The 25,296-nt window shown below is 54.1% G+C and carries 25 protein-coding genes; 15 read left to right on the top strand and 10 right to left on the bottom strand.

All coding sequences use genetic code 11. The features are described from left to right. Positions 1-2: 2 nt before the first annotated feature. Positions 3-440: a universal stress protein UspA gene (gene uspA, locus PMI17_RS12190; protein WP_007889892.1), complete on the bottom strand. Its 438-nt coding sequence runs from the start codon at positions 438-440 to the stop codon at positions 3-5. Between the two features lie 417 nt (positions 441-857). On the opposite strand from uspA, the gene uspB reads away from it, so the two are divergent. Further along, positions 858-1,193, top strand: a complete 336-nt coding sequence (gene uspB, locus PMI17_RS12185; RefSeq protein WP_007889890.1) for a universal stress protein UspB — start codon at positions 858-860, stop codon at positions 1,191-1,193. Positions 1,194-1,371: 178 nt separating this feature from the next. Here uspB and pitA read toward each other — a convergent pair whose 3' ends face one another. Next, positions 1,372-2,871 (bottom strand): inorganic phosphate transporter PitA, encoded by a 1,500-nt coding sequence (pitA, locus tag PMI17_RS12180; protein ID WP_152929126.1) that lies wholly within the window; start codon positions 2,869-2,871, stop codon positions 1,372-1,374. Positions 2,872-3,112: 241 nt separating this feature from the next. On the opposite strand from pitA, the gene PMI17_RS12175 reads away from it, so the two are divergent. Beyond that, positions 3,113-4,297: an NAD(P)/FAD-dependent oxidoreductase gene (locus tag PMI17_RS12175; RefSeq protein WP_071531058.1), complete on the top strand. Its 1,185-nt coding sequence runs from the start codon at positions 3,113-3,115 to the stop codon at positions 4,295-4,297. 74 nt (positions 4,298-4,371) lie between these two features. Further along, positions 4,372-4,719: a hypothetical protein gene (locus PMI17_RS12170; protein WP_007889885.1), complete on the top strand. Its 348-nt coding sequence runs from the start codon at positions 4,372-4,374 to the stop codon at positions 4,717-4,719. On the opposite strand, the gene PMI17_RS12165 is transcribed toward PMI17_RS12170, so the two are convergent. Next, on the bottom strand, positions 4,720-5,415 hold the full coding sequence (locus tag PMI17_RS12165; protein ID WP_007889883.1) for a cysteine hydrolase family protein: 696 nt from the start codon (positions 5,413-5,415) through the stop codon (positions 4,720-4,722). Between the two features lie 100 nt (positions 5,416-5,515). On the opposite strand from PMI17_RS12165, the gene PMI17_RS12160 reads away from it, so the two are divergent. The 6 genes from PMI17_RS12160 (at position 5,516) to yfaU (ending at position 11,577) form a co-directional block, all read left to right on the top strand. Then, positions 5,516-6,517 (top strand): GlxA family transcriptional regulator, encoded by a 1,002-nt coding sequence (locus tag PMI17_RS12160; RefSeq protein ID WP_007889880.1) that lies wholly within the window; start codon positions 5,516-5,518, stop codon positions 6,515-6,517. 163 nt (positions 6,518-6,680) lie between these two features. Then, the gene (locus PMI17_RS25395; RefSeq protein WP_007889879.1) at positions 6,681-7,250 is read left to right on the top strand and encodes a DUF1640 domain-containing protein; all 570 of its coding nucleotides are present in this window, start codon (positions 6,681-6,683) and stop codon (positions 7,248-7,250) included. Between the two features lie 178 nt (positions 7,251-7,428). After that, on the top strand, positions 7,429-8,211 hold the full coding sequence (locus tag PMI17_RS12150; protein ID WP_007889878.1) for an IclR family transcriptional regulator: 783 nt from the start codon (positions 7,429-7,431) through the stop codon (positions 8,209-8,211). A gap of 13 nt (positions 8,212-8,224) precedes the next feature. Continuing rightward, positions 8,225-9,427: an L-rhamnonate dehydratase gene (gene rhmD, locus PMI17_RS12145; RefSeq protein ID WP_007889877.1), complete on the top strand. Its 1,203-nt coding sequence runs from the start codon at positions 8,225-8,227 to the stop codon at positions 9,425-9,427. 49 nt (positions 9,428-9,476) lie between these two features. Next, complete coding sequence (locus PMI17_RS12140; RefSeq protein ID WP_007889876.1) at positions 9,477-10,763, top strand: MFS transporter; 1,287 nt, start codon at positions 9,477-9,479, stop codon at positions 10,761-10,763. Positions 10,764-10,776: 13 nt separating this feature from the next. Then, positions 10,777-11,577 carry a 2-keto-3-deoxy-L-rhamnonate aldolase gene (gene yfaU / locus PMI17_RS12135; RefSeq protein WP_007889875.1) on the top strand — a complete coding sequence of 267 codons (801 nt, stop codon included), beginning with the start codon at positions 10,777-10,779 and terminating at the stop codon, positions 11,575-11,577. Positions 11,578-11,700: 123 nt separating this feature from the next. Here yfaU and PMI17_RS12130 read toward each other — a convergent pair whose 3' ends face one another. Further along, on the bottom strand, positions 11,701-12,192 hold the full coding sequence (locus PMI17_RS12130) for a helix-turn-helix domain-containing protein (protein WP_007889871.1): 492 nt from the start codon (positions 12,190-12,192) through the stop codon (positions 11,701-11,703). Positions 12,193-12,508: 316 nt separating this feature from the next. On the opposite strand from PMI17_RS12130, the gene PMI17_RS12125 reads away from it, so the two are divergent. Continuing rightward, complete coding sequence (locus tag PMI17_RS12125; protein ID WP_007889870.1) at positions 12,509-13,531, top strand: alpha/beta fold hydrolase; 1,023 nt, start codon at positions 12,509-12,511, stop codon at positions 13,529-13,531. A 48-nt stretch (positions 13,532-13,579) separates the two neighbouring features. On the opposite strand, the gene PMI17_RS12120 is transcribed toward PMI17_RS12125, so the two are convergent. The 3 genes from PMI17_RS12120 to proP all read right to left on the bottom strand — a co-directional run bounded on the left by PMI17_RS12120 (position 13,580) and on the right by proP (position 17,262). Next, the gene (locus PMI17_RS12120) at positions 13,580-14,554 is read right to left on the bottom strand and encodes a sensor domain-containing diguanylate cyclase (protein ID WP_007889869.1); all 975 of its coding nucleotides are present in this window, start codon (positions 14,552-14,554) and stop codon (positions 13,580-13,582) included. A 108-nt stretch (positions 14,555-14,662) separates the two neighbouring features. Then, positions 14,663-15,640, bottom strand: coding sequence for a porphobilinogen synthase (gene hemB, locus PMI17_RS12115; RefSeq protein ID WP_007889868.1), 978 nt, complete (start codon positions 15,638-15,640; stop codon positions 14,663-14,665). Between the two features lie 116 nt (positions 15,641-15,756). Beyond that, positions 15,757-17,262 (bottom strand): glycine betaine/L-proline transporter ProP, encoded by a 1,506-nt coding sequence (proP, locus tag PMI17_RS12110; RefSeq protein WP_007889867.1) that lies wholly within the window; start codon positions 17,260-17,262, stop codon positions 15,757-15,759. 357 nt (positions 17,263-17,619) lie between these two features. Here proP and PMI17_RS12105 point away from each other — a divergent pair, with 357 nt between their 5' ends. The 3 genes from PMI17_RS12105 to PMI17_RS12095 all read left to right on the top strand — a co-directional run bounded on the left by PMI17_RS12105 (position 17,620) and on the right by PMI17_RS12095 (position 19,477). Further along, positions 17,620-18,420 (top strand): hypothetical protein, encoded by an 801-nt coding sequence (locus PMI17_RS12105; protein WP_007889866.1) that lies wholly within the window; start codon positions 17,620-17,622, stop codon positions 18,418-18,420. Continuing rightward, complete coding sequence (locus tag PMI17_RS12100; protein ID WP_007889865.1) at positions 18,413-18,883, top strand: hypothetical protein; 471 nt, start codon at positions 18,413-18,415, stop codon at positions 18,881-18,883. Before PMI17_RS12105 ends, PMI17_RS12100 begins: the two co-directional genes overlap by 8 nt. A 111-nt stretch (positions 18,884-18,994) precedes the next feature. Next, positions 18,995-19,477 (top strand): hypothetical protein, encoded by a 483-nt coding sequence (locus PMI17_RS12095; RefSeq protein ID WP_007889861.1) that lies wholly within the window; start codon positions 18,995-18,997, stop codon positions 19,475-19,477. Here PMI17_RS12095 and PMI17_RS12090 read toward each other — a convergent pair. Then, positions 19,466-20,425, bottom strand: coding sequence for a D-2-hydroxyacid dehydrogenase family protein (locus tag PMI17_RS12090; protein ID WP_007889859.1), 960 nt, complete (start codon positions 20,423-20,425; stop codon positions 19,466-19,468). The two genes, PMI17_RS12095 and PMI17_RS12090, sit on opposite strands and share 12 nt — an antisense overlap. Beyond that, complete coding sequence (locus tag PMI17_RS12085; protein WP_007889857.1) at positions 20,400-22,004, bottom strand: EAL domain-containing protein; 1,605 nt, start codon at positions 22,002-22,004, stop codon at positions 20,400-20,402. The genes PMI17_RS12090 and PMI17_RS12085 overlap by 26 nt, the downstream gene beginning before the upstream one ends. 239 nt (positions 22,005-22,243) lie before the next feature. On the opposite strand from PMI17_RS12085, the gene PMI17_RS12080 reads away from it, so the two are divergent. Together PMI17_RS12080 and PMI17_RS12075 are read left to right on the top strand one after the other, a co-directional pair. Next, positions 22,244-23,008, top strand: a complete 765-nt coding sequence (locus PMI17_RS12080) for a class II aldolase/adducin family protein (protein ID WP_007889856.1) — start codon at positions 22,244-22,246, stop codon at positions 23,006-23,008. Positions 23,009-23,019: 11 nt separating this feature from the next. Beyond that, entirely contained in the window at positions 23,020-23,970 is a 951-nt protein-coding gene (locus PMI17_RS12075) for an ABC transporter substrate-binding protein (RefSeq protein WP_007889854.1), read from the top strand. A 91-nt stretch (positions 23,971-24,061) separates the two neighbouring features. On the opposite strand, the gene PMI17_RS12070 is transcribed toward PMI17_RS12075, so the two are convergent. After that, complete coding sequence (locus PMI17_RS12070; RefSeq protein WP_007889852.1) at positions 24,062-25,108, bottom strand: AI-2E family transporter; 1,047 nt, start codon at positions 25,106-25,108, stop codon at positions 24,062-24,064. Between the last annotated feature and the right edge of the window lie 188 nt (positions 25,109-25,296).

Raw genomic sequence — 25,296 nt, 5'->3', positions numbered from 1 at the left:
AATTATTCTTCGTCTTCATCGCGCAGCGGCACGATTAACATGTCGATATGCACGGTATTAATCAACTGGCGTGCTGAGGACATCAGCTTGCTCCAGAAGTCCTGATGGTGGCCACATACCACCAAATCCACGTCATATTTCTTAATCGCATCCACCAGCACCTGGCCGAGATCGCCGCTGCCACTCAGGGTTTCACTGATCGGATAGCCGGCATTGATCGAAAGCTCTTTCAGCGCGGTGTGCGTCTCTTCAGAAATACGCTTCTGCATGTCACCCAGATTAACGTCAATCAGCCCGGTGTAGAGGTCTGAATAGTTCACATCAACATGGATCAGCGAGATTTTCGCGTCGTAAGGGCGGGCCAGCGAAACGGCTTTATCAACCAGCAACTGGCTTTCCGGGGAAAGGTCTACTGCAATCAGGATGTGTTTATAAGCCATGATAAAACTCCTTTCTCAAGATTCGGGGCAATCTTCCTGCTTTCACGGTAGGCGGTTCCTTTGCGCGAGACGGCGATGAAGCGCCACCAACCACTATTTCAGCCTTGCAGGCGGTTTTTGTTATGCCCTGAGTATAGCCAGAGTTGTTAACAAATGCTGCAAGCGAAAGTCCGCTTGTGAGGAAGATCAAGCGTTATCGGCTTTTTCACTCGCCCCGAACGAAAATCATCGCTGGAAAAAAATTGAACAGATCTCCTACACTGAAAATAAGTGCCACTGCCGTATGAGTCGCGCACTCAGGTTCGCATAACAACAATGCAATCGGAATCATTCAGTGGCTGGTTTATTTCCCGTGCGGCGTCTACAGCAATTCCCCGCTGCGTTCGACGTCGTTGCGGCTCCAGCCGGGAGGGGAACATGATCAGCACTATCGCGCTTTTTTGGGCTCTGTGTGTGGTTTGTCTGGTGAATATGGCGCGCTACTTCTCTTCTTTGCGCTCACTATTGGCCGTTTTGCGCGGTTGCGATCCGCTGTTATATCAATACGTGGATGGCGCGGGGTTCTTCACCTCGCACGGGCAGCCGAGCAAGCAGGTGCGGCTGGTGCGCTATATCTGGGATAAGCGCTATCACGATCATCATGACGACGAATTCATTCGCCGCTGTGAGCGCGTGCGCGGTCAGTTCGTGCTGACCAGCGGGCTCTGCTTTTTGGTGGTGGTCAGCCTGATTGCGATGGCAATCTGGCAATAAAACTGCGCTTAAAAAGTGCCATAAAAAAGGGCGACATCGCTGTCGCCCTCATACCCGTCATACTTCGACTTGCAGCTGCGTTAGCTGCGTGTGTTCACCCCAGTCACTTACTTCAGTAAGCTCCTGGGGACTCACCCACTTGCTGCCTTCCTGCAATTCGAATTATTTAGGGTATCTATTAAATTAATTTCAACGCAATCCAGTAAAGCGAACCCGACAGCAAAATACACACCGGCAGGGTGAATACCCACGCCATGGCGATATTTTTGATGGTGCGGCTCTGCAATCCACCGCCATCCACCAGCATAGTACCGGCTACCGACGATGACAGAATGTGCGTCGTGGAAACCGGCATACCGGTATAACTGGCGACGCCAATCGATACCGCAGCCGTCACCTGCGCCGACATACCCTGCGCATAGGTCATGCCTTTCTTACCGATTTTCTCACCGATGGTGGTGGCAACGCGACGCCAGCCAATCATGGTACCGATGCCCAGCGCCAGCGCCACAGCAACAATAATCCAGATCGGTGCGTACTCAACGGTGCCCAGCAAATCGCTTTTCAGCTTGTTGAGGAAGCGCTTATCTTCCGCACTGGTTTCCGGCAGCTTAGCCACTTTATCCACGGTATCGGAGACACACAGCAGCAGACGACGCATCTGTCCGCGTTGATCAACCGACAGCTGATCATAGCTCTGCAGGTTGTTCAGCAGCAGCTGCGCACGATCGATGGCTTGCAGCGCACGGCTGCTATCGCAATGGAACTCCTGCGGGCCGCCGACTGACTCTTCCGGCGTTGGTACCACCGGCGGTGCAAGCTGCACCATATGCGCCAGCGACTCGTTATGCTGCTGATAATACTGTTCCAGATGGTTAACAGCATCGCGTGTGCGGGTGATGTCATAACCCGACGCATTCAGGTTAACCACAAACCCGGCTGGCGCGACGCCGATCAGCACCAGCATAATCAGGCCAATGCCTTTCTGACCATCGTTTGCGCCGTGTGAATAGCTCACGCCAATCGCCGAAACGATCAGGGCGATGCGCGTCCAGAACGGCGGCTTTTTCTTGCCATCAATCTTTTCACGATCGGCAGGCGTCATGTGGATGCGTGAACGCTTAGTGGTTCCGCTCCAGTAGCGACGCAGGATAAAGATCAGCCCGCCTGCTATCACCAGACCAACAATCGGCGAAAGAATCAGGGACATGAAGATATTGATGACTTTCGGCAGGTTGAGCGCGTCAACCACCGAGGTGCCGGTCATCAGGGCGTTGGTGAGACCAATACCGATGATGGCGCCAATCAAAGTATGAGAACTGGACGCCGGCAAACCTAAATACCAGGTGCCAAGGTTCCAGATAATCGCGGCCAGCAGCATGGAGAAGACCATTGCGAGGCCGTGGGCCGAACCGACATTCAACAGTAAATCGGTCGGAAGCATGTGAACGATGGCATACGCCACGCTCAATCCACCAAGCAAAACACCCAGAAAGTTGAAAACACCCGCCATGACAACCGCCAGTTGCGCCCGCATCGCACGGGTATAAATGACAGTCGCGACCGCGTTAGCAGTGTCGTGAAAACCGTTGATTGCTTCATAAAACAATACAAACAGCAGAGCAAGAATCAGTAACAGGCTGGTACTGAGGTCGAGACCAGCAAACAGATGTAGCATAAACGTTACGCCATTTTGGGAGGACATGAACGCGGCGCATTATCTGCGACAACGTGCGCGATATGAAAGAAAAATATAGCTCTTTCTTGTCTTAAAATTGTAATGCAGCGTATAGATTTAGCTGAAAACAGCTAAAAATTAGTGAGTTACATTATGACATATTTACGGCAATTTTTTGACGCTAGCGCTAAAAGCCGCAAATCCCTACAATCAGCGCCTTTCGGGCAAGGCGGATAAAGCAGTGGAAAAGTTTGACGTTATCATTATTGGTGCAGGCGCAGCCGGCATGTTCTGTGCGGCGCAGGCAGGGCAATTGGGTCGTCGCGTGCTGCTGCTGGATAACGGCAAAAAAGCCGGACGCAAAATTTTGATGTCGGGTGGCGGCCGCTGCAACTTCACCAACATGTTCACCGAGCCTGCGGCGTATCTGTCGCACAACCCGCATTTCTGTAAATCGGCGCTGGCGCGTTACAACCAGTGGGATTTCATCGACCTGGTGAATCGCCATGGCATTGCGTATCACGAGAAAACGCTGGGACAGTTATTCTGCGATGACTCGGCGCAGCAGATTGTCGATCTGTTATTAAAAGAGTGTGAGGCTGGCCAGGTTACCGTGCGTTTGCGCAGCGAAGTGATGAGCGTGGATCGTGACGACAGCGGTTACACCTTGCAGCTTAACGGCACAGCGGTGCAGGCGGAAAAACTGGTCATCGCCAGCGGTGGACTCTCGATGCCGGGCCTGGGTGCGACGCCGTTCGGCTACAAAGTGGCCGAGCAGTTCGGCCTGAAAGTGTTCCCCACGCGCGCGGCATTGGTGCCTTTCACGCTGCATAAACCGCTACTTGAACAGCTCAATACGCTGTCGGGCGTGGCATTGCCTACCACCATCACCGCGCAGGACGGCACCTTATTTAAAGAAGCGATGCTGTTCACCCATCGCGGCCTGTCTGGCCCGGCCGTGTTGCAAATCTCCAGCTATTGGCAGCCTGGTGAATTCGTCACCATTGATTTGTCGCCTGCCACCTCACTGGATGATTTCATTAATGTGCAGCGCGAGGCTCATCCTAATCTCAGCCTGAAAAACAGCCTGGCGAAGATCCTGCCGAAACGGCTGGTGGAAGTGCTACAGGAGCTGAAACAGATTCCCGACGTCACGCTGAAGCAGCTGAATAGCAAGCAGCAGAGCGAGCTGGTTAACACATTGCATCATTGGCGTGTGCAGCCGAACGGCACCGAAGGTTATCGTACCGCTGAGGTGACGCTGGGCGGCGTAGATACCACGCAGCTGTCGTCGAAAACCATGGAAGCACGCGATGTGCCGGGGCTGTTCTTTATTGGTGAAGTGGTGGATGTCACCGGCTGGCTGGGTGGCTATAACTTCCAGTGGGCGTGGAGCTCAGCCTGGGCGTGCGCGCAGGCGCTGTAGTGCGTGCTGAATAGGCCGCATGCGCGCAATCTGCTACTATCGCGCGCTTTACTCTTCAGCGGGTGACGCCCTTCATGTTAAAAATCAAATTTCTTCTGCCGTTGCTGATTGTGCTGAGCGCCGTTGTCTGGTGGCTGATGCCGCACTACAGCGACGAGGATAAAGCCTACTACATCGCCACGTTCTGTACTCTCACTCATGATGGGCGCGGCAATACATCACAGGATATGCAGCACATCATTGAAGGCAGCAATTCCGATTACGCGCTGCAGAAGATTCATTTCAAGCCAGGGCTTGCAGATCATCTGCAAAGCATTTGGCAGGATTTGTCACCGGAGCAACAGCAACAAGCGCGGCAGGAGAGTCTCTCCTGCCGCCGTTTGATGTCTGACAAACTGTTACCCGGCCAGCCGGTTCAGTAATTATTTAACGGGCATCGCCAGCACAGCATCAGTGGTTTTAATTTCAGCGAACACATCTGCGACGCCGGTCAGTGCCGCTTGCTGCAAGACTTTATGATCCACCACCTTGTTGTCCCAGGTTGCCAGATCACGTGTTGCTGTCGCATCTTCCGGAATAATGACGGAGTAGCCGAGCGGCACCGCATCACGCGCGGTGGATGACACACACATGTGCGTCATCAGACCGGTAATGATCAGCTGTTTGATGCCCAGTGAGTCCAGCTGCTTCTGCAGGTCGGTGCCGACAAATGAGCTTGGCGTGGCTTTGCTGATTACGCGATCACCCTTGGCTGGCTGCAAATCCTTATGGAACTCAGCAAAACGGCTGCCTTTCGCAAACAGCGGACCATCGGCATCACCTAAATGCTGGACGAAGAAGACCGGCATCTTGTTTTTGTGAGCGAACTCGACGATGCGTTTGCTATTTTTCAGCGCCTGCATGCCATCCGGGATCGGCATTTTACCGCCAGGGAAATATTCGTTTTGAATATCAATGACGATCACAGCAGTTTGTTTCGCATTGAGTGAAGTAGTAGCAGTAGCACCGCTCATGGTACGAATAGTTGGCGCTTTCTCAGGCTTAGTCTCAGCGGCGAAAGCATTGCCTGAAATTGCCATGGCCAGTGCCAGAGTTCCTGAAGCAAAAATATTTTTCATACGTAATAATCCTTTGATGGTTTAGCGTAGAGAGGAGGCCAGCACGGCTTCCGATGGGGTGCAGTATGGCGATTTCGCCATGAGTGAAGGAGTACAACGGATGACAAATAACGTTCAGTTTGCGCCAAAAACGCCAGGTAAGGCTTCGCCCATCAAAGTCGGTGTCGTGGTGTTCGACGACATCATCCCGTTCCACCTTTCAGTGCCCTGCGCGGTATTTGAAAAGGCGGCTCAGGACGACGGCACCCTGTGTTATCAGTTAATGATTTGCGCTACGCATCCCGGCCCATTAAAAACCAACAGCGGTTTTTCGATTATTGCTGAGCATGGATTAGCACAGCTGGCCGATGCCGATATGGTGGTGGTGCCAAGCTGGAGCGATCCCTCGGTGCCGCCACCCGCTGAGCTGCTGCAGGCGCTCCAGCAGGCGGCGCAGCGCGGAGCGAAAGTCGTGGGTTTGTGTCTCGGTGCGTTTGTACTCGGCGCCGCCGGCTTACTGAACCAGCGCCGTGCAACCACACATTGGCGTTGGATGGCGGATTTTGAACGCCTGTATCAGGATGTGGCGATTGATCGCGACGTGCTGTACATCGACGAAGGGCAGATTGTCACGTCGGCAGGTACCGCCGCGAGTATTGATTGCTGTCTGCATCTGGTGCGCGAGCAGTGTGGTGTTGATGTGGCCAATAGCGTCGCGCGTATGCTGGTGGTGCCGCCGCATCGACAGGGCGGACAGGCGCAGTACATTGAGCAGCCGGTTTATCATTCGGCAGGCAACGATCGCTTTATGTCGGCGCTGAGCTGGGCGACAGAAAACCTGCAGCAGGCGCTCACGCTGGAGCAGCTGGCAGAGAAAGCGCTGATGAGCCGCCGCAGCTTCACCCGCCGCTTTAACCAAACCACCGGCAGCTGTTTTAGCGATTGGTTAGTGAATCAACGCCTGGCATTGGCGCAGCGTTTTCTGGAGAAAACCGATCAACCGGTGGAGTTGATTGCTGAAAAAGCCGGATTCTCATCGCCGCTGATGCTGCGCCGTCATTTTAAGAAGCAGCTGAACACCTCCCCACTGCAATATCGTAAAACCTTTCGCGGCAGATCCTAACGCAAAGTTTGCGAGCGCTCTCGCATCCCATTGCACGTTACTTGTTGTACTAATTGATATTTTTCGCCGTGCAGCGCAAAATGCAAACAGTCACATGGTGCAATAATTGCTCGCTGGGCATGATGTTTGACAGACGCGTCACATCAACTCAGGAGCTTCACGGATGACACTCGCGATGATGAATACTCACAAAGCTTTTAAAGCGTTGCAGCTGGCTGGTGTCAGCGATCAACAAGCCGAAGCGATGGTAGAAATCTTTACTGAAATGCAGCAGGACAATGCGCTGTCACGTGCGGATTTGATGAAGGCTGGAGAAGGGATTTCCGGGAGTATTAAAGAGCTGGATCTTCGCCTTAGTGGAGCAATTAAAGAACTGGATGATCGGCTGAGTGGAGCAATTAAAGAACTGGATGATCGGCTGGGCGGTGCAATTAAAGAACTGGACGTTCGGCTAAGTGGGGCAATCAAAGAGCTAGATGATCGGCTGAGCGGTGCGATTAAAGAACTGGATTCTCGACTAAGTGGCGCGATACAGGAACTGAACACGCGCCTGTTCGCAGTTGAAACGCGCCTCGACGCGGTGGAAAAAGATATTGGCGAACTTAAAGCTGATGTCAAACAACTGAAAGCAGACGTCTCTGCATTAAAAACTGACATGCGCTGGATTAAACGCTTACTGATGGTGATGGCCACCACCATGGTGATTGCGGCTGTTAAATATATCTTCTCGTAAATTCTTGCGCGCTGGGGTGTTGAGTACAATCGGCTGTACTTTCAGCGCGGCACGATTCACATTCCCGCACACACGCTGCTGTATGAAGCGCTCTCCCTAAGGGAATTTGATACGGCGCACACTTATACCCAACTAAAACCACAACACTGCCCTCCAGATAATCAGACTGGAGTCCAGCATGTTGGAAGTCACACCTGTCCCCGCACTGACGCGCGCGATTGCTATTCTCGACTTTATTGCGCAGCACGGACCGTGCAGCGCCGCTGAGATTATAGAAACGCTCGCGCTGCCTAAAAGCAGTGCCTATCTGCTGTTCGCCGAACTGAAAAAACAGCGTCTGATCACCATCGATCGCAATAACAACTACTGCCTGTGGACGCGACTGGTGGAGTTCGCCGGTCACGCACTGCAGCACATGGACATCCGCGATATCGCGCGCCCGCGTCTTACGCGGTTAATGCAGCAAACCAATCTGTTGTGTCATCTCGGCATCCTTGATGGCGGTCATGCCTGTTACATCCTCAAACTCGAATCGGCTGCCACTATCAGCGTGCGCTCGCACGAAGGTAAAAGCCTGTCGCTGTATCGCTCCGGCATTGGTAAGTGTTTGCTTGCCTGGCAACGCCCCGAAGAGCAGGAACGCATCATCAACGACATGCGCTTTGTGGCGGTAACGCCCACGTCGCTGCGTAGCGCCGATGCCTTGCGTACTGAGCTGGCGCGCATTCGCCGTCAGGGCTGGAGCTTTGATAACGGTGAGGATTATCCCGATGTGCGCTGTGTGGCTGCCCCAATTTTTAATGCTCGCGAGCAGTTAGTCGCCGCCATTTCGCTGGTGGGTACCCGGCTGGAAATTGATGACGATAAGCGCGATTACCTTGCCGGCCTGGCGATAGCCTGCGCCCGCGATATTTCCCGTCTGCTGGGCTGGCGTAGCCCGGCGGAAAAACACGCCTCGTAACCCGGAGAAGCTCATGTCCCTACCAAAAATTAAAACTGTCCGCGCCTACTTTGCCGGTGGCGCAACGGCCGATAAAGCGGCGGCTGGCGGCGATTACCACGATCAGGGTGCTAATCACTGGATTGATGACCATGTCGCCACGCCGATGAGCAAATACAAACAGTATGAGCAGTCGCGACAATCCTTCGGCATCAACGTGCTAGGTACGCTAATTGTTGAAGTCGAAGCCGATAACGGGCAAACCGGGTTTGCCATCACCACCGGCGGTGAAATGGGCTGCTTTATCGTTGAAAAGCATCTGAATCGCTTCATCGAAGGGCGCTGCGTTAGCGATATCAAACTGATTCACGACCAGATGATGAATGCCACCATGTACTACGCCGGTTCCGGTGGCGTGGTGATGAATACTATTTCGTGCGTCGATTTAGCGCTGTGGGATCTGTTCGGCAAAGTTACCGATCTGCCGGTATACAAGCTGTTGGGCGGCGCGGTGCGTGATGAACTGCAGTTCTATGCTACCGGCGCTCGTCCGGATCTGGCGCAAAAAATGGGGTTTATCGGTGGCAAGATGGCGGTGCAGTGGGGACCGCACGATGGTGACGAAGGCATCCGTAAAGAGGTGGCGCGCATTGCCCACTATCGTGAAACCTGTGGCGCAGATTTCTGGCTGATGCTGGATTGCTGGATGAGCCAGGACGTGAATTTTGCCACCAAACTGGCACACGCCTGCGCGCCTTATAACGTCAAGTGGCTGGAAGAGTGTTTGCCGCCACAACAATTTGAAGGCTACGCCCAGCTGAAAAAGCAGGCGCCGCAGGGCATGTTAATCACCAGCGGCGAGCATCACGGCACGCTGCAATCCTTCCGCACCCTGGCAGAAACCGGCATCGATATTTTGCAACCCGATGTCGGTTGGTGCGGCGGCCTGACTACGTTGGTTGAAGTGGCCGCGCTGGCGAAATCACGCGGTCAGCTGGTGGTGCCGCACGGCTCTTCGGTTTACTCACATCATGCGGTAATCACGTTCACCAATACGCCATTCAGTGAATTCCTGATGACCAGCCCGGATTGCAGCACGCTACGCCCGCAGTTTGATCCGCTGCTCATCAATGAGCCGGTACCAGTTAATGGCCGCATACACAAATCGGTACTGGATAAACCGGGCTTTGGCGTAGAGCTGAATCGCGAAGGTCTGAAACGTCCTTATCACCATTAACTGCGCGGGCTGCGGCTGATGGTCGCAGCCCTTTGTGAGGGCTTTCCCAATGGATAATCTGGTGCACAGCGCGGTGAAGAAAAACCGTGCCCGCCTCATTCCTTTCATGTTGATGCTCTACGTGCTGGCGTTTCTTGATCGCGCCAACATCGGCTTTGCCAAAGAGGCGTATCAACTCGATACCGGCTTAAGTAACGAAGCTTACGCGCTCGGTGCCGGGATTTTCTTTGTGGTGTACGCATTGCTCGGCGTGCCGGCCAATTTGCTGATGCGACGTTTTGGCGCACGCAGCTGGATTGGCGGCACCACGCTGCTGTGGGGATTTCTTTCGGCGGCGATGGCATTTGCCGACACCGAGGCCAAATTTCTGCTGGTACGCACACTGCTCGGTGCCGCTGAGGCGGGATTCTTTCCTGGCATGATCTATCTGACATCGCTGTGGTTCCCGCAGCAGCAGCGCGCCAGCGTAATGGGTTTGTTCTACATGGGCGCACCGCTGGCGTTGACGTTAGGCTCGCCGCTTTCGGGGGCGCTATTGGAAATGCATGGCGTGCTGGGACATCCGGGTTGGTTCTGGATGTTCATTATTGAGGGATTATTAGCGGTAGCCGCCGGGTTTTTCACCTTCAGCTACATCGACGACACGCCGGCAACCGCGCGTTTTCTCAGCGCTGATGAGAAACAAGCGTTGCAGCGCCAGCTGGAGAGCGAGGAGCAGCAAAAGCCCACCGCACAGCTGCGTGATGCGCTGCGTAACGGTCGCGTCTGGCAGCTCGCCATTATCTACATGACCATTCAGATTGCGGTATATGGCCTGATCTTCTTCCTGCCTTCGCAGGTGGCGGCGCTGATCGGCACCAAAGTCGGATTTCTCGCTTCGCTGGTGGCGGCGATTCCGTGGGTTGCCGCGCTGTTTGGCACCTGGTTGATTCCGCGTTATTCCGATCGCAGCGGCGAACGGCGTCGGGTGGCGGCGTTTACCTTGCTAGCGGCGGCGCTGGGGATTGGGCTATCCGGATTGGTTTCGCCGCTGCTGGCCATCCTCGCACTTAGCGTGGCGGCGGTAGGCTTTATTGCCGTGCAGCCGGTGTTCTGGACCATGCCAACTCAGCTGCTGTCCGGCACCGCGCTGGCGGCGGGCATCGGCTTCGTCAATCTGTTTGGTGCCGTCGGTGGCTTCCTCGCCCCGCTGATTCGCGTCAATGCCGAGGCGCAGTTTAACAGCAGCAGCGCCGGGTTACTGGCGCTGGCGCTGATCGCTGCCATCGGTTCACTGATTATTCTCAGCCTGAAAGTGGAGCGTCAATTGCCACAATCTCAGCAGGCGTCGCATTAAAGAAGGAGCGGGTATGCAGGATCCATTAAAAAATGCCTTTAAAGCTGGCCTGGCCAACGGTGAAACGCAGATTGGTTTATGGCTCAGCAGCACATCGTCGTATCTGGCCGAGATTGCCGCCACCAGCGGCTACGACTGGTTATTGATTGATGGCGAACATGCACCGAATACCGTGCAGGATCTCTATCATCAGTTGCAGGCTATTGCGCCTTATCGCAGCCAGCCGGTGATTCGTCCGATAGAGTTCCAGGCGGCGTTGATTAAGCAGGTGCTGGATATCGGTGCACGTACTTTGCTGGTGCCGATGATTGATACTGCCGAGCAGGCACAGGCGCTGGTACGGGCGACACGCTATCCACCTTATGGCATGCGCGGGGTAGGAGCTGGGGTAGCGCGTGCGGCGCGGTGGGGGCGGGTGGAAAATTACATGGCGCGTGCCAATGACGAACTCTGTTTGCTGATACAGGCCGAAAGCAAAACCGCCATTGAGAATCTGGATGCGCTGCTAGAGGTTGAGGGTGTTGACGGGATATTTATTGGCCCAGCGGATCTGTCAGCTTCATTAGGTTTTCCCGATAATGCCGATCATCCCGAGGTGCAGAAGATCATTGAACACAGTATTAAACGCATCCGCAGTGCGGGAAAAGCCGCTGGTTTTCTGGCGGTTAATCTGGCCATGGCGGAACGTGCTCTCGAATGGGGGGCAAATTTTGTCGCCGTCGGGGTAGATACCATGCTTTATACCGCCGCGCTGGATAATCGTTTAGCGCATTTTAAAAACAGTGCAATCGCGCTGAATAAAGCGAGCTATTAAATGAAAAAACGGATGGTGCGCCATCCGTTTTTCAGCGTTGATATAGCCTTTAAATTTGACATGAATAAGTCTATTAGCGTCAGAAATGAGTGCAAAGGCGTTAATAAAAGCGTGATGGATTCGTTAGCGCATCACGCAGCTGATACGTGGTAAAAATTCATTACTGCGTACTTTAGGAGCAACAATTTCTCGCGTGCGTTCTGTAACATCAAATCCGGCCTGTCGACAAAGTACGCAGGGATCATTACTTTCGTGCAGAGCTTGTTGGGTTTCCTTATCGAGCTGCCTTTTGCGACAGAAGAGTGGCGTGCAGCCGAGTACGTGTTTAAACGATCGCGTGAAAGATTGCTGACTTTCAAAGTGGTATTTTACGGCCAGGCTAATTATCGGCGCATTGCTGTTTTTCAAATCATTGATGCAGTGAATCAGTTTCTTTTTACGAATGTAGCGTGCCAGGGTTTCATTGTGATAGCGGGCAAAAAGTTTCTGCAAATACCATTTTGAATAGCCCGATTTTAATGCGATATCATCAATGCTTAAACGTTGATCCAAATTAGACATAATCCATTCGGTCACCGAATCAATCACCCCTTCATTATATTTTTGCTGTGTCATTGTAGTCCTCCATAAACACTTAGAGAGTGTAATTTAATTAATCTTTCCAATCTGCAATTAATGTAAAGTTTTCTGATTATTTGGCTTATTTATTATTTGTCATCAAGACTGGTCTTGTTTTCCGTGCGCAAAACCGTTTGCGTGTTGGTCTGATGTTGAATATTTATCGTAATAACGGACGTTATTATTAACTCAAATTTTTCATAGTGTTGATGGGCTAAATGTAAAATTTACATCCCTCTGCGGCACACGCCATCAATACGTAAAACGGATTAACGTGTCAGACTGAAGGTTTTCTCTGTTAAGGAAGGGCACTATGGGTTTTCGTTTTAAGACAAAACAGTCACTTGCCGTTATTTTGGCCACGGTGGCGATAGCCAGTACTGCACCTGCGTTCGCCGCCAATGTGTATGGCGAACAGCTGGAAGGCTTCCGCTATCCCTATCCACTGCAGCACTTTTCCTTCTCTTCGCAGCAGCAAACGCTGAGCATGGGCTATATGGACGTTAAGCCTGAGCAGCAGGCCAATGGAGCCACCGTAGTACTGATGCACGGCAAAAACTTCTGCGGCGCCACCTGGGACGACACCATCAAAGCGCTGAGCCAGAAAGGCTATCGTGTGATTGCGCCGGATCAGATTGGCTTCTGCAGTTCAACCAAACCGGCCAACTATCAATACACCTTCCAACAGCTGGCGCAGAACACCCATCAACTGTTGCAGCAGCTCGGCGTCGAAAACGCCATCATCATTGGGCATTCAACCGGCGGCATGCTGGCAACGCGCTACGCGCTGATGTATCCCAGGCAAACGCAGCAGCTGGTGCTGGTGAACCCTATTGGTTTAGAGGACTGGAAAGCCAAAGGCGCACCGTGGCGCTCGGTCGATCAGTGGTATCAGCGTGAACTCAAACTGGATGCGGCGGGCATCAAGAAGTACGAGCAACAGACCTATTACAGCGGCCAGTGGAAGCCAGAATATGACAAATGGGTCGATATGCTGGCTGGTTTGAACGGCGGGCCGGGGCACAAGAAAGTGGCGTGGAACTCGGCATTAATCTACGACATGATTTTCACTCAGCCGGTCTATTACGAGTTTAAAGATTTACGCGTCCCAACCACCCTGATGATTGGTACCGCCGATACCACGGCGATTGGCAGTGATATTGCGCCACCGGAAGTGAAAGCGAAGCTGGGGCATTACAACGTCCTGGGTAAGCAGGTGGCGCAGATGATTCCCGGTGCCCGTTTAATCGAATTCCCTGGCATGGGACATGCGCCGCAAATGGAAGAGCCGCAGAAATTTAATCAGCAATTGATTGAGGCGCTGACGCGTAAATAGCGGCCAAACGCAATGATTATGAGGTCGCCACGGTTGGCGACCCGCTTGTTATACGCTCTGCTGCTTTTTGCCGTTTTTAGCGGCGTACATACGCTCATCGCTGCCTTCCAGCAGCTGCTCCAGCGATTGCGGATGGTCGGGATCAAACTCAACAATTCCCGATGAGAAGTGCAGAACGTAGCGGCGATCCAAATCCTGGGTTTGCTGCTGCAGGAACCGATCAAAGCGCGCCAGCACGCCTTCGGCATCGGCTTGCTGCAAGCCGTTAAACAGCACCACAAACTCATCGCCGCCCAGGCGGGCAAAGATATCCGCATGGCGGAAGCTCACCTTCATGGCATCAGCAAAATCCATGAGCGCACGGTCGCCTTCGCGGTGGCCGAGCGTATCATTGATGGCTTTAAAGCGATCGAGATCGAGGAAGGTCAGGCTGGCGGGTAACTGCTTCACCTGGCACTCATTCAGCGCCAGCTGGCCGAGCGTCATAAAGCCGCGGCGGTTGGTGATTTGCGTCAGCTCATCGGAGGTGGCGGTCTGAAATGCGACCAATTCCGCTTCCGCCATGGCAGCCAGATCGCGCAGGGTATGGATATCGTCAGCGTCAAACTCGCGCACATGATGGTCAATCAGACACAGCGTGCCGACTTTAGCGCCAGCGGGCGTGCGCAGCGGACAACCGGCGTAAAAACGTATCGGATTGTCGTTATCTTTCACCAGCGGGTTGTCGCAGAAACGCTCATCTTCTAAGGGATTTTCCACCACCATCACATCGTCTTGCAGAATGGCATGGCCGCAGAAGGAGGTATTGCGCGGCGCGGTGGCAGCACTCGGTCCAGCGATGGATTTGAACCATTGATGATCCTCTTCCATTAAGCTCACGAGCGCCACCGGCACGCCAAAGAGACGACGGGCAAGGCGGGTTAAACGGTCGAAACGCTCTTCTGCCGGCGTATGCAGAATGTTGAGCGCACGTAACTGGGCCAGACGATGTGACTCGTCCGCAGGCAGTGCAGGTGCTTTCATCGCGTTACTCTTATTAATTATGGAATTACGACAACACTGGTGTTTTTGCCACACAGGCAGAAAGCGCCGGGCAGTGGTTGCGATAACCACTGCCAAGCGTAACGAGGATCAGAGCATTTTTTGCTCGGCGAGATCAAGGGCAAAATAGCTGAAAATGAGATCGGCGCCGGCACGTTTAATCGCACCGAGGCTTTCCAGAACCACATTGCGTTCATCGATGGCACCGGCCTGCGCGGCGAATTTAATCATCGCGTATTCACCGCTAACCTGGTACGCAGCCAGCGGCAGCGTGGTGCGCTCGCGGATGTCACGCAGGATATCGAGGTAGGCTCCGGCCGGTTTGACCATCAGGGAATCAGCGCCTTCCGCTTCATCAATCAGCGACTCACGAATCGCTTCGCGGCGGTTCATGGGATTCATCTGATAAGTCTTACGGTCGCCTTTCAGCGCGGTACCTGCCGCTTCACGGAACGGACCGTAGAAGGAAGAAGCGAACTTGGTGGAGTACGACATGATAGCGGTATCGGTGAAGCCGGCAGCGTCCAGCGCCTGACGGATCGCTTTTACCTGACCATCCATCGCGGCAGAAGGTGCGATAAAGTCCGCGCCGGCCTGCGCCGCCACCACCGCTTGCTTACCGAGGTTGATTAGCGTTTGGTCGTTATCGACGCCGTGATCGCACAGTACGCCGCAATGGCCGTGGCTGGTGTATTCGCAGAAGCAGGTATCGGACATTACGATCATTTCCGGCACGGTGTCTTTACAAATACGCGACATACGCGCCACCAGGCCATTTTCATTCCAGGCATCGCTGCCGGTGGCGTCGGTGTGGTGCGAAATGCCAAAGGTCATCACGGAACGGATGCCCGCTTTGGCAATACGCTCGATCTCATACGCCAGTCGTTTCTCAGGAATTCGCATCACGCCCGGCATGGCGTTAATAGGCACGTAGTCATCTACGCCCTCTTCGACGAAGATCGGCAGCGCCAGATCGTTCAGGCTCAGGTTGGATTCCTGGAACATTTCGCGCATTGACGCGCTTTTACGCAGCCTTCTTGGGCGCTGGATAAGATTAAATTCAGACATGCTCGACAACTTTTGCAGGTTAAAAAAGTGGCAATAGTTTACCCCTTTTCACGGCTGCGGATGAAGGATTGTGTGCGGAAACGAAAACTCCCGCCGGGCGGCGGGAGTGGGGAAGATTACTCGTTGATGTCCGGGTGCTGCTGCACCAGGTTTTTACGTTTCGCCTCAAGCTTGGCGATCTCACCATCAATATCTTCGATTTTCTGCTCGATGTTGTCGTGATGCTCCTGCAGGATTTCACGCGCCTCTTCCATGTCCGAGGCCGCCGGTGTTGCGCCGCGCAGCGGCTTGTTGGCGGTCTCTTTCATGTAGATACCGGTGATTAAGCCAATCACTGCCACCACCATCAGGTAGTAAGCCGGCATATACAGATTGTTGGTGGCTTCAACCAGATAGGCAGTCAGCGTTGGCGTTAAACCGGCAACCAATACCGAAATGTTGAACGCACTCGCCAGCGCACTGTAGCGGATGTGCGTCGGGAACATCGCAGGCAGCGACGAAGCCATCACACCGGTAAAGGCGTTGAGGATCACCGCCATCAGCAGCAGACCAGCAAAAATCAGGCCCAGCACGCCGCTATTGATCAACATGAAGGCCGGAATCGCGAAGATGAACAATGCGATGCTGCCGATGATAACAAACGGACGACGACCAAAGCGGTCACTCAGCATCCCCATTACCGGCTGCACAAACAACATACCCATCATGATGGCAATGATAATCAGCACACCGTGATCTTCCGAGTAGTGCAGGTTATGCGACAGGTAGCTCGGCATGTAGGTCAGCAACATGTAGTAGGTCACGTTGGTGGCGATCACCAGACCGATACAGGCCAGCAGGCTCTTCCAGTGTTTAGTCGCAATCTCTTTGAACGAGACTTTCGGGCCATCGCGCAGACCTTCGCGGTCACCCTGTTCCAGCTTCTCAACGTGCTGCTGGAACGCCGGGGTCTCTTCCAGCGCATGACGCAGATACAGACCGATAATACCCAGCGGCAGCGCGAGGAAGAACGGCAGACGCCAGCCCCATTCAAGGAACTTCTCTTCACCAATGATGGTGGAAATCAGCACCACGACGCCCGCACCCAGCACGAAGCCGGCAATGGAGCCGAAATCAAGCCAGCTGCCCATAAAGCCGCGTTTACGGTCCGGCGAGTATTCGGCGACGAAGATTGAGGCGCCGGTGTATTCACCGCCAACCGAGAAGCCCTGCGCCATTTTCGCCAACAGCAGCAGCACCGGTGCCCAGATGCCAATCGAGGCATAAGAGGGTATCAGGCCGATACAGAAGGTACTGATCGACATGATGACAATGGTGATGGAGAGGATTTTTTGACGACCGTATTTGTCGCCCAGCATACCGAAGAACAGGCCGCCCAGCGGACGGATCAGGAATGGCACCGAGAAGGTTGCCAGTGCGGCAATCATCTGAATACCTGGCGTCGCATCCGGGAAAAACACTTTACCCAGCGCATACGCTACAAAGCCATAAACACCAAAATCAAACCACTCCATCGCGTTGCCCAGAGACGCTGCGGTAATGGCTTTACGTAAACGGGCATCGTCGATAATCGTGACGTCATCCAGCCCAATAGGTTTTACACGCTTCCTACGTATTTTCATGAGGTTACCCTGTATTGGAATTCGAAAAATCCTCAACGCTGCGGACTCAATGAATGCTAACAGTCCGCGGCGTTGAGAAAATTAAAGCATAGCCGTGAAATAACGATTTTCCCTGGCATGCCAGGCAATTATTAGGGGAGTAATGATTGCCAACCGCGACAGAGTATACCGATTTTGTGTGATATTTGTCATGTTTCCGCCATTAACTGTCTATTTTTTAGCTAATGCTGTGGCTTATAGCGTGTTTAAACGCGTCAAAAAAACCAGCTAAATCTCGTAGTAATTTGCGGTAAGCGTGCGCCAAACGCTGAAACTACTTATACTTGCGCCAATTGCTTTTTGGAAATCAGGATCCGCATGGCGCGCTTTGTTTTGTTTGCCAAAAGTCTGTGTTTTGATGCCAAACAACAGGTGTTATATCCGCTGAATTCTCCCGCCCAGCGCGTGGCGCTGACGCCTTTGCAAAGCGCCATGTTGCATCGTGTGGTTAACGCGCAGGGGAAGCTGGTGCGCAATCAGGCACTGCATGTGCTGTTCCAGCGTGAAACCTCGGATGCTCCCTTTGCCGAGCGGCTTACCGTTGCCATCACTGAGATCAATCGTCTGGCGCAGCTGGCAGATGCTCCGGGTCCGTTGATTCATCATGTGCCGTTAATCGGCTGCGTGCTGGCGGAGCAGGTGGATGTTGTGCCTGTCGATGACGATGCGCCTTCTCTTCCGGCCGCAGAAACAACGCCAGTGGCGTCGCCCGAACCGCGGACGAAACCGCCGCTAGTAAAGAAAAAATCCTGGCGGCTGCGCGGCGTGCTGGCGGCGGCGCTGCTGCTCAATGCAGGCCTGGCATTAATGGCACGCCAGGAGTTTGTGCCAACCGACCATGAAGGTACGCGCTACAAATCTTATGGGCAGGAGCAGCAGACGCAGGTGTTTATTACCGAAAGCCTCTCCGCAGATTCGTACGTGGTGAAAGATGCACTCACCCGGTTCCGTGCCTTAAAACCTCATTTGCCCGATGGCTCCGTCCCGCAGTTGTTGTATATCAACCGCTCGCGTACCCGCGTATTTACCAGCGCCTTCCTCTGCGCTAAACCAATGGCGCAAAAGAATAACGAATGTATGTCGTGGATGGTTTTTTTCCAGGAGTTACCGGATGCGTAAATCTTTGCTGGGCAGCGCTATTGTTGTCGCCTTTATCTTGCCGTGGGCGCTGGTATTGCTCATTCGTCCCGCTGAGCCGGTGCCGGAATGGTGTGAGTTTCCTTACCGCATTGATAATGAAGGAAAGCCAGCAGGAACGATTGAGGCGACTTCACGTAATCGTTATAAAGCCGATGGCAGCGGCAGTGCCATGCTGCTTGGCACGGTAACCTCAAGCGATAGCCACTATCGGCTGCACCGCATCTCCAGCGGCACATGGCATCGCCAGGGGGATTTCATGCGGGTCTATACGCAAAAAGTCCAGGTCATGGGCGACGATACCTTACCTGCGGCCCTCGCACCCATCATCCTTTTCACTTCGGCCCGTGAAGCAAATAATGATTTTTATCAGATGTATCAACTGCCGAATGGTGACCAAATAATCAATTATGCTGGTATGCCGCGGCTTTATTGCCATACCTGATTGTTGCGCAAATAAATAAGAAAAACTTACCATTAAGCGAGGCGGTAACCACTGCTTGCCAGCTTTAAAACATTCAGTAATACTCTGCCGCCTTGCTTTGGTGGAGTGTTCATGTCGAGGAAAAACGCCCAGCTTTTTGAGAATCCCTGGCTGTCGATGATTGACAGTGTAGAAAGGAATCTTATCAATCTTGTGCCTGCGGCACCGCGTACGGCTGCCGTTCCTGCTGCCTCGATCGAATGGATAAACTGTGGTGAGCGTGCGGATGCGCAGCTGGCATTACTGGCACAACAACCGGATGAGCTGTTGCTGCGCCTGAAAAGCTGGCGCCAGGCGGGATTACTCTCCAGTCAGGCGCTGGAAAGCGTGCGCCAGCTACAACGGCTGACGCAAACCAGCATCGCACGCAACCAACCCATCACGCAGCTTGATGAATATCAACAGCTGGTAGGGCAATTAACGCCCACGCTGGAACGCATCAACCAACGTCTTAACGCGCAGCGCGATCTGCCGGCCAGCGCACTGGCGGAAGACAGCCTTGAAGTGGCACTACGCATTGCCGAAAAACGTCGCGCGGGCCGCTCAGAGCAGTGAGCGCAGCGGCGCACCCGTTAACCATCCCTGAATATCCTCCACCGCCTGAGTAAAGTAGCTGTGATAGTTACTGTCGGCAACATAGCCGAGATGCGGCGTGGCCAGCACATTAGGTAGCTGGCGCAATGGATGATCCGCGGGCAGCGGCTCCTGTTCAAACACATCTAATCCCGCACCGGCCAACTGTCCGGATTGCAGCGCGGCGATCATCGCGGCTTGATCGACAATACCCGCGCGCGAGGTGTTAATCAGCAGCGCGTCCGGCTTCATCTGCGCCAGCGCGGCTTCGTCCAGCAAATGGCGCGTACGATCGCTGAGCACCAGATGGATCGACACCACATCACTTGTATTCAGCAGCGCAGTCAGCGACGGCATGCGTTCCACGCCGCACTCTGCCGCACGTTGCGCGGTTAAATTTTGGCTCCACGCGCATACCTGCATGCCAAATGCCTGCGCCACTTTGGCCATTTCGCCGCCAATCTTACCTAAGCCGAGTAATCCCAGCGTTTTGCCGTGCAGGCTCATCCCTAAGGTGTGCTGCCACGGCCCGTTGCTGCGCAGCGCCTGGTTCTCCGGCACGATGTGGCGCGCCAGTCCAAGCAGCAATCCCCAAGTGAGCTCCATCGGCGCAGCGCTGCTGCTGGCGGTGCCGCATACCGCGACATAGCGTTCGGCGCAGGCATCCAAATCAATTGAAGCATTGCGCATGCCGGAGGTGACCACCATTTTCAGGTCAGGTAGGCGGCCAATGAGCTCGGCGCTGAGCGGCGTGCGCTCACGCATCACCACCAAAATGTCAGCATGGGCGATTTTCTTAACCAGTTCATCCTGGTCGGCGTAATGTTCAGTGAGGGAAGTGGTGTGAACCAGCGGTTCGAGAGACGCCCAATCGGCAAGCGTTAGGGCGACGTTCTGATAATCATCAAGAATGATGCAGTTCAGGTTCATGATGTTCCTCAACGAGAATCGGCTGGTGCCCATGCTCATTGAGCCAGGCACGTAGCCGGTCATTATCCAATGGACGGGCATAATAGAAGCCCTGAATAAATATCACACCACGCCGGCGTAAGTACTCAAATTGTGTCGCGGTTTCGACGCCTTCCCCGAGCACATCCAGCTCCAGCTTGTGGCACAGATTAATAATGGCATCCAGCACCGGCGTCTCAATCTCGAGACCTTCAATGGCGTTGATAAAGCCGCGATCGATCTTCAGGTAATCCAGCGGGAACTTCATCAGATACGTTAAGGAACAGTGGCCGGTACCGAAATCATCGATCGCCACTTTCAAGCCCTGCGCGCGCAAATGGCGCAGTTTCTCGGCCACCATTTCGCCATCTTCAATCAGGCTACGTTCGGTCAGCTCTAGCGTAATGGACATCTGTTTATCTTTAATGCGCGCCGCAAATAGCTCGATATCTGCCACAAAATCAGCATGCTGCAAGTGTTCCGCTGCCAGGTTCAGCCCGATATGAAAACCGGGTTTTACCTGCCAGCTCTGAATATCTTCGGCCATCAGCTCCAGCAAATGCTGCGTCAACGGCACAATCATTCCTTCGGTTTCGGCAGCGCTGATAAAGATATCAGGGCGAATCATCTCACCGTTCGGCAGTTCCCAGCGCAGCAGAGCTTCTGCACCGGAACAGGCCTGTAACTTATTGCTGTAAACCGGTTGATAGTGCACTGAAAACTGGCGGGCACGGATGGCGCGGGCAATCTCATCGTGCCAGGAGATGCGGCGACGCAGCCAGTTAGCGGTGAGGATCATCAGCAGAATCGAGAAAATTGCCGCCATGGGCAGGAAGATGAACAGCGCCTGACGCCAGGCTTTGAGCAATTCGGAGGCGGGCGCCGTAACAGTAACGCTAATTGGATAGCGGCTGGATTCGGTCTGGAAGGTCTCGCTTTGCAGATACAGCTCAGGCGTGTTGTCGTTTGGTCCGCTGCTGATCACCGTGCCGCCGCTAAACTGCAGGCTCATTTGATAATCGCGCGATTCGCCAATCGCGTGCATAAAGTCCAGCAGATATTGGCCATCAATCACCGCCCAAAAACCGGTGGTATCCGGCAGCTGACGGACAAAGACTACCGCCGGACGATTGGGCACGCCCACCGTGCCGCGCACCGAGATGCTCCACCAGGCTTTGCCGGTAATCGGCGGCGGCTGCATCATCATTTCGGTCAGCGTGCCGGGCGCCAGGCCGAAGGCGGAAGAGCAGCTGATATCATCGCCTTTCAGCATGCCAATCGAGCGAAAATAGGGATTGAGGGTGCCGGCGCGCTGCAATTTGTCCTCAATCTGCGCACAGGATTGGTAATGATACTGGCGCAATTCGGTAATCATATCCCACGCAGTGTCGCTCATCTTTTCGGCCTGGGTGAGCAACGCATTGGCGGTGGAAATCTGCTGCTGGCTGACGGTATGGCGTGCTTCGATAGCGGTACAAAGGATGCCGAGCACCAGCGGTAATAATCCGGCGCAGATAATTAATAGCCAGCCAAAATCGCGATTTCGTTTTTGCGGAGGCACCAGGCATTCCTCGGTCGGTTAAAGCAGTTGAAAGCAGGCAAACAGCGGCGTCAGCAGCATACCACTTTCATCGGGCGCTGCATGTTAGCGATTTAAGAATTAACCGATCTGATATAGGTCAATTATCAACCTCACTTTGCGTTTAATGACAATGTTTTGCCGTTATTGGCATTTCCCAGCGGCAAAATCGCTATGCCACGATGTTAGGCAAGCATATTGACCTGAAATGAGGAACGGAAATGAGCACTGAAACACTGGATGTCGCGTCATTACGGCAGCGTATCAGCGAAGGCGAATGGCAGGCGCGGGTGAAGCTGGCTCAGGCCTATCACCTGGCGGCGAAACTGCGCTGGACCGATCATATCTACACCCATTTTTCCCTGCGCGTGCCGGGCGATAAGCCGCACTTTCTCATCAATGCTTTTGGCCAAACCTTCGATGAAATTCAGGCGGAAACGCTGGTGAAGATCGACATCGACGGCAACATTATTGACGACCCAACCGGGCTGGGAATTAACCTTGCTGGATTTGTGATTCACAGCGCGATTCATCGCGCGCGTCCCGATGCGCATGCGGTGCTGCATACGCACACGGCCGCAGGCATTGGCGTTTCGGCGCAGAAAAATGGCCTGCTGATGATTTCGCAGCACAGCACCCGTTTTCATAATCGCCTTGGTTATCATGATTATGAAGGCATCGCGCTGGATCTTGATGAGCAGCAGCGCATCGTCACCGACCTCGGCGATCGCAACGCGCTGATTCTGCGTAATCACGGTTTGCTGACCAGCGGCGGCAGTATCGAAGAGGCGTTCTACAACCTCTATTATCTTGAGCGTGCCTGCCAGGCCCAGTTGGCGGCGCAATCTGGCGGCGCGCAGCTGATCATCCTGCCGGATGCGGTCGCCGAGAAAGCCGCCCAGGCATTTGATAACAGCATCCGTCATCACAAATATCAGCTGCACTGGGATGCTTACATCCGCCAGCTCAACCGCAACGCACTCTGAGAGCTGACCTGATGAAATGGATGAAACCGGTGGTTGCTACGCTATTGCTGTGCGCGGCGTTTGGCAGCCAGGCCGCGCCTGATTTGAGTAAGGTCACGCTGGTGCTGGGCGATCAGGCGCGCAATCTGCGCTCGCTGATCGAAGCGGCGGATGTGATGAAAGATGCGCCCTATCAATATCGCTGGGCGAACTTCCAGGGCGCTGCACCGCTGTTTGAAGCGCAGCGTGCCGGCGCGGTTGATACCTCCTATGCCGGAGATTTGCCGGTATTGATGGCCGCATCGGGCGGCGTGCCGCTCAAAATCATCGCCACCAATGTCGGCGATGGTGGTTCGAATGGCCTGATCGTCCCCGCCGATTCGACGATCCACAGCGTGAAGGATCTGGCGGGCAAGCAGGTGGTGGTGTCATCGGCGCGCGGTAGTATCTCGCAGCACTTGTTGTATGAAGCGCTGGAAGAGGCACAGGTGCCGCGCGATACGGTGCCGGTGCGCTTTGTATTGCCAACCGACGCCAGCGCAGCGTTCAATTCTGGACAGATTGCTGCGTGGGCGACCTTCGATCCTTATCTGGGCATTGCTGAGCAGCACGGTGCGCGCCTGTTGCGTGACGGCAAAGGGCTCACCACCGCGCTGTCGTTTGTTACCGCGACGCAAAGCTCACTTGACGATCCTGGCAAGCGGGCGGCAATTGCCGATTTTACGCATCGTCTGGCCAAAGCGCGCGCATGGGCGCTGGCCCATCCGCAGCAGTATAACGCGGTGTATGCGCAGCTAACGCGGCTGCAACCGGCGGATGCGCAGCAGATTACCGCGCGAATTTCACACGGCGTGCGCGGCGTAACGGCGGATGATGTAGCGAAAGTGCAGAAGGTATCGGATCTGTTCAGCGAGTTGAAAATCTTGCCAAACAAAGTCGATGTCCAGGCGATTACTGATAACAGCGTGTTCCAAACGCACTGATCGAAAACCGCGCGATAAATCGCGCCGCTACGGAACCTGTGCAACCATTTGTAGCGGCGCAATTTATTGCGCGATGTGTTGTAAAAAGGCGTTATCGCGCCCGTTTACCCGGCCGCCCATTACCCAGCATAATCGCCAACCGGCTACCGCCCGGCGTGGTTTCCATCAAAATCTTGGTCACGCTGGTGAGCGGCACCGAGAGCAACATGCCAACCGGGCCCAGCAGCCAACCCCAGAAAATCAACGACAGAAACACCACCAACGTTGAGAGTCCCAGCCCGCGCCCCATCAGTCGCGGCTCGAGCATATTGCCAAACACCATATGAATTGCACTGAACAGCGCGGCCACCAGCATGGCGTCATAAATGTTGTTCAGCACCAGCGCCTGAATAAACGGTGGAATGCCGGCGATGATCGGCCCGATGTTAGGGATAAAGTTGAGGATGAACGCCACCACGCCCCAGAACAGCGCAAACTTCACGCCGAGCAGCAGCAGCGACAGCCAAACGGCCACGCCGGTAATCAAGCTCACCAGGGTTTTCAGGGCCAGGTAGTGCGTCACCCCTTTTAGCGCGAGGTGTAAACCGGCAATACGGATCTGCGGATTGACCATCGCGTTACGCATTTTGTAGGGCAGATGGCGCACTTCAAACAGCATAAACACCACCGTCAGAATCAGCAGCAACACGTTGGTCATCGCGCCTGACAGCTGCGTTAATATGGTGGTGGCCATATTCATTACTACGTTGGGATCGAGGCGTGCCGCCAGCGCATCGGTAGAGATGTTGATGTGAAAACGTCCGGCGAAGTGCTGAACCACAGCGAGCTTCTGTTCCAGCATGGTACGAATTTGCGGATAGGTATCGCTGAAATCACTCGCCGAGCTGGCGAGCACCGCGACCAGCAGCAGTAACACAATGAAAATCACCGTGATCACCAGCGTAATCGCCAGGCTGCGCTTGACGCCGCGGCGCATCAACATCGTCACCAGCGGATTCAACACAATCGCCAGGAAGCTGGCTAATAAGAAGGGCACCAGGATGTCCGAGGCGGCGCGAATGCCCGCCAGAATAATCACCAGCATCGCCAGTTTTACCAGGATGTTCTGGCCAATTTTTTCCTGTAGCAGGTTATTCATTCTCTCTCCTGAGACATATTTTGCTCAGGCAAGTGTAGCTGATTAAAATTAACTCTCTGTATTTTAAGATAAAGAGAAAAATGGTTTCCAGGTGCGCATGAATGCGCACCCTACGAAATCCGCACCGTTCCTTTGTAGGGCCGCCATTCATGGCGTAATGCCGATTAGTTAAGCGCTGAGCGACTTTC

This window comes from Pantoea sp. GM01, from assembly GCF_000282675.1.
GTDB classification, from domain to species: Bacteria; Pseudomonadota; Gammaproteobacteria; order Enterobacterales; family Enterobacteriaceae; genus Pantoea; species Pantoea nemavictus.
Note: the sequence above shows the minus strand (reverse complement) of the source record. Positions and strands in the feature narration are given on the sequence as shown.

Coding starts and splice junctions, on each gene's coding strand:
- uspA (WP_007889892.1), bottom strand. CDS start 440: ATGGCTTATAAACACATCCTGATTGCAGTAGACCTTTCCCCGGAAAGC.
- uspB (WP_007889890.1), top strand. CDS start 858: ATGATCAGCACTATCGCGCTTTTTTGGGCTCTGTGTGTGGTTTGTCTG.
- pitA (WP_152929126.1), bottom strand. CDS start 2,871: ATGCTACATCTGTTTGCTGGTCTCGACCTCAGTACCAGCCTGTTACTG.
- PMI17_RS12170 (WP_007889885.1), top strand. CDS start 4,372: ATGTTAAAAATCAAATTTCTTCTGCCGTTGCTGATTGTGCTGAGCGCC.
- PMI17_RS12165 (WP_007889883.1), bottom strand. CDS start 5,415: ATGAAAAATATTTTTGCTTCAGGAACTCTGGCACTGGCCATGGCAATT.
- PMI17_RS12160 (WP_007889880.1), top strand. CDS start 5,516: ATGACAAATAACGTTCAGTTTGCGCCAAAAACGCCAGGTAAGGCTTCG.
- PMI17_RS25395 (WP_007889879.1), top strand. CDS start 6,681: ATGACACTCGCGATGATGAATACTCACAAAGCTTTTAAAGCGTTGCAG.
- PMI17_RS12150 (WP_007889878.1), top strand. CDS start 7,429: ATGTTGGAAGTCACACCTGTCCCCGCACTGACGCGCGCGATTGCTATT.
- rhmD (WP_007889877.1), top strand. CDS start 8,225: ATGTCCCTACCAAAAATTAAAACTGTCCGCGCCTACTTTGCCGGTGGC.
- PMI17_RS12140 (WP_007889876.1), top strand. CDS start 9,477: ATGGATAATCTGGTGCACAGCGCGGTGAAGAAAAACCGTGCCCGCCTC.
- yfaU (WP_007889875.1), top strand. CDS start 10,777: ATGCAGGATCCATTAAAAAATGCCTTTAAAGCTGGCCTGGCCAACGGT.
- PMI17_RS12130 (WP_007889871.1), bottom strand. CDS start 12,192: ATGACACAGCAAAAATATAATGAAGGGGTGATTGATTCGGTGACCGAA.
- PMI17_RS12125 (WP_007889870.1), top strand. CDS start 12,509: ATGGGTTTTCGTTTTAAGACAAAACAGTCACTTGCCGTTATTTTGGCC.
- PMI17_RS12120 (WP_007889869.1), bottom strand. CDS start 14,554: ATGAAAGCACCTGCACTGCCTGCGGACGAGTCACATCGTCTGGCCCAG.
- hemB (WP_007889868.1), bottom strand. CDS start 15,640: ATGTCTGAATTTAATCTTATCCAGCGCCCAAGAAGGCTGCGTAAAAGC.
- proP (WP_007889867.1), bottom strand. CDS start 17,262: ATGAAAATACGTAGGAAGCGTGTAAAACCTATTGGGCTGGATGACGTC.
- PMI17_RS12105 (WP_007889866.1), top strand. CDS start 17,620: ATGGCGCGCTTTGTTTTGTTTGCCAAAAGTCTGTGTTTTGATGCCAAA.
- PMI17_RS12100 (WP_007889865.1), top strand. CDS start 18,413: ATGCGTAAATCTTTGCTGGGCAGCGCTATTGTTGTCGCCTTTATCTTG.
- PMI17_RS12095 (WP_007889861.1), top strand. CDS start 18,995: ATGTCGAGGAAAAACGCCCAGCTTTTTGAGAATCCCTGGCTGTCGATG.
- PMI17_RS12090 (WP_007889859.1), bottom strand. CDS start 20,425: ATGAACCTGAACTGCATCATTCTTGATGATTATCAGAACGTCGCCCTA.
- PMI17_RS12080 (WP_007889856.1), top strand. CDS start 22,244: ATGAGCACTGAAACACTGGATGTCGCGTCATTACGGCAGCGTATCAGC.
- PMI17_RS12075 (WP_007889854.1), top strand. CDS start 23,020: ATGAAATGGATGAAACCGGTGGTTGCTACGCTATTGCTGTGCGCGGCG.
- PMI17_RS12070 (WP_007889852.1), bottom strand. CDS start 25,108: ATGAATAACCTGCTACAGGAAAAAATTGGCCAGAACATCCTGGTAAAA.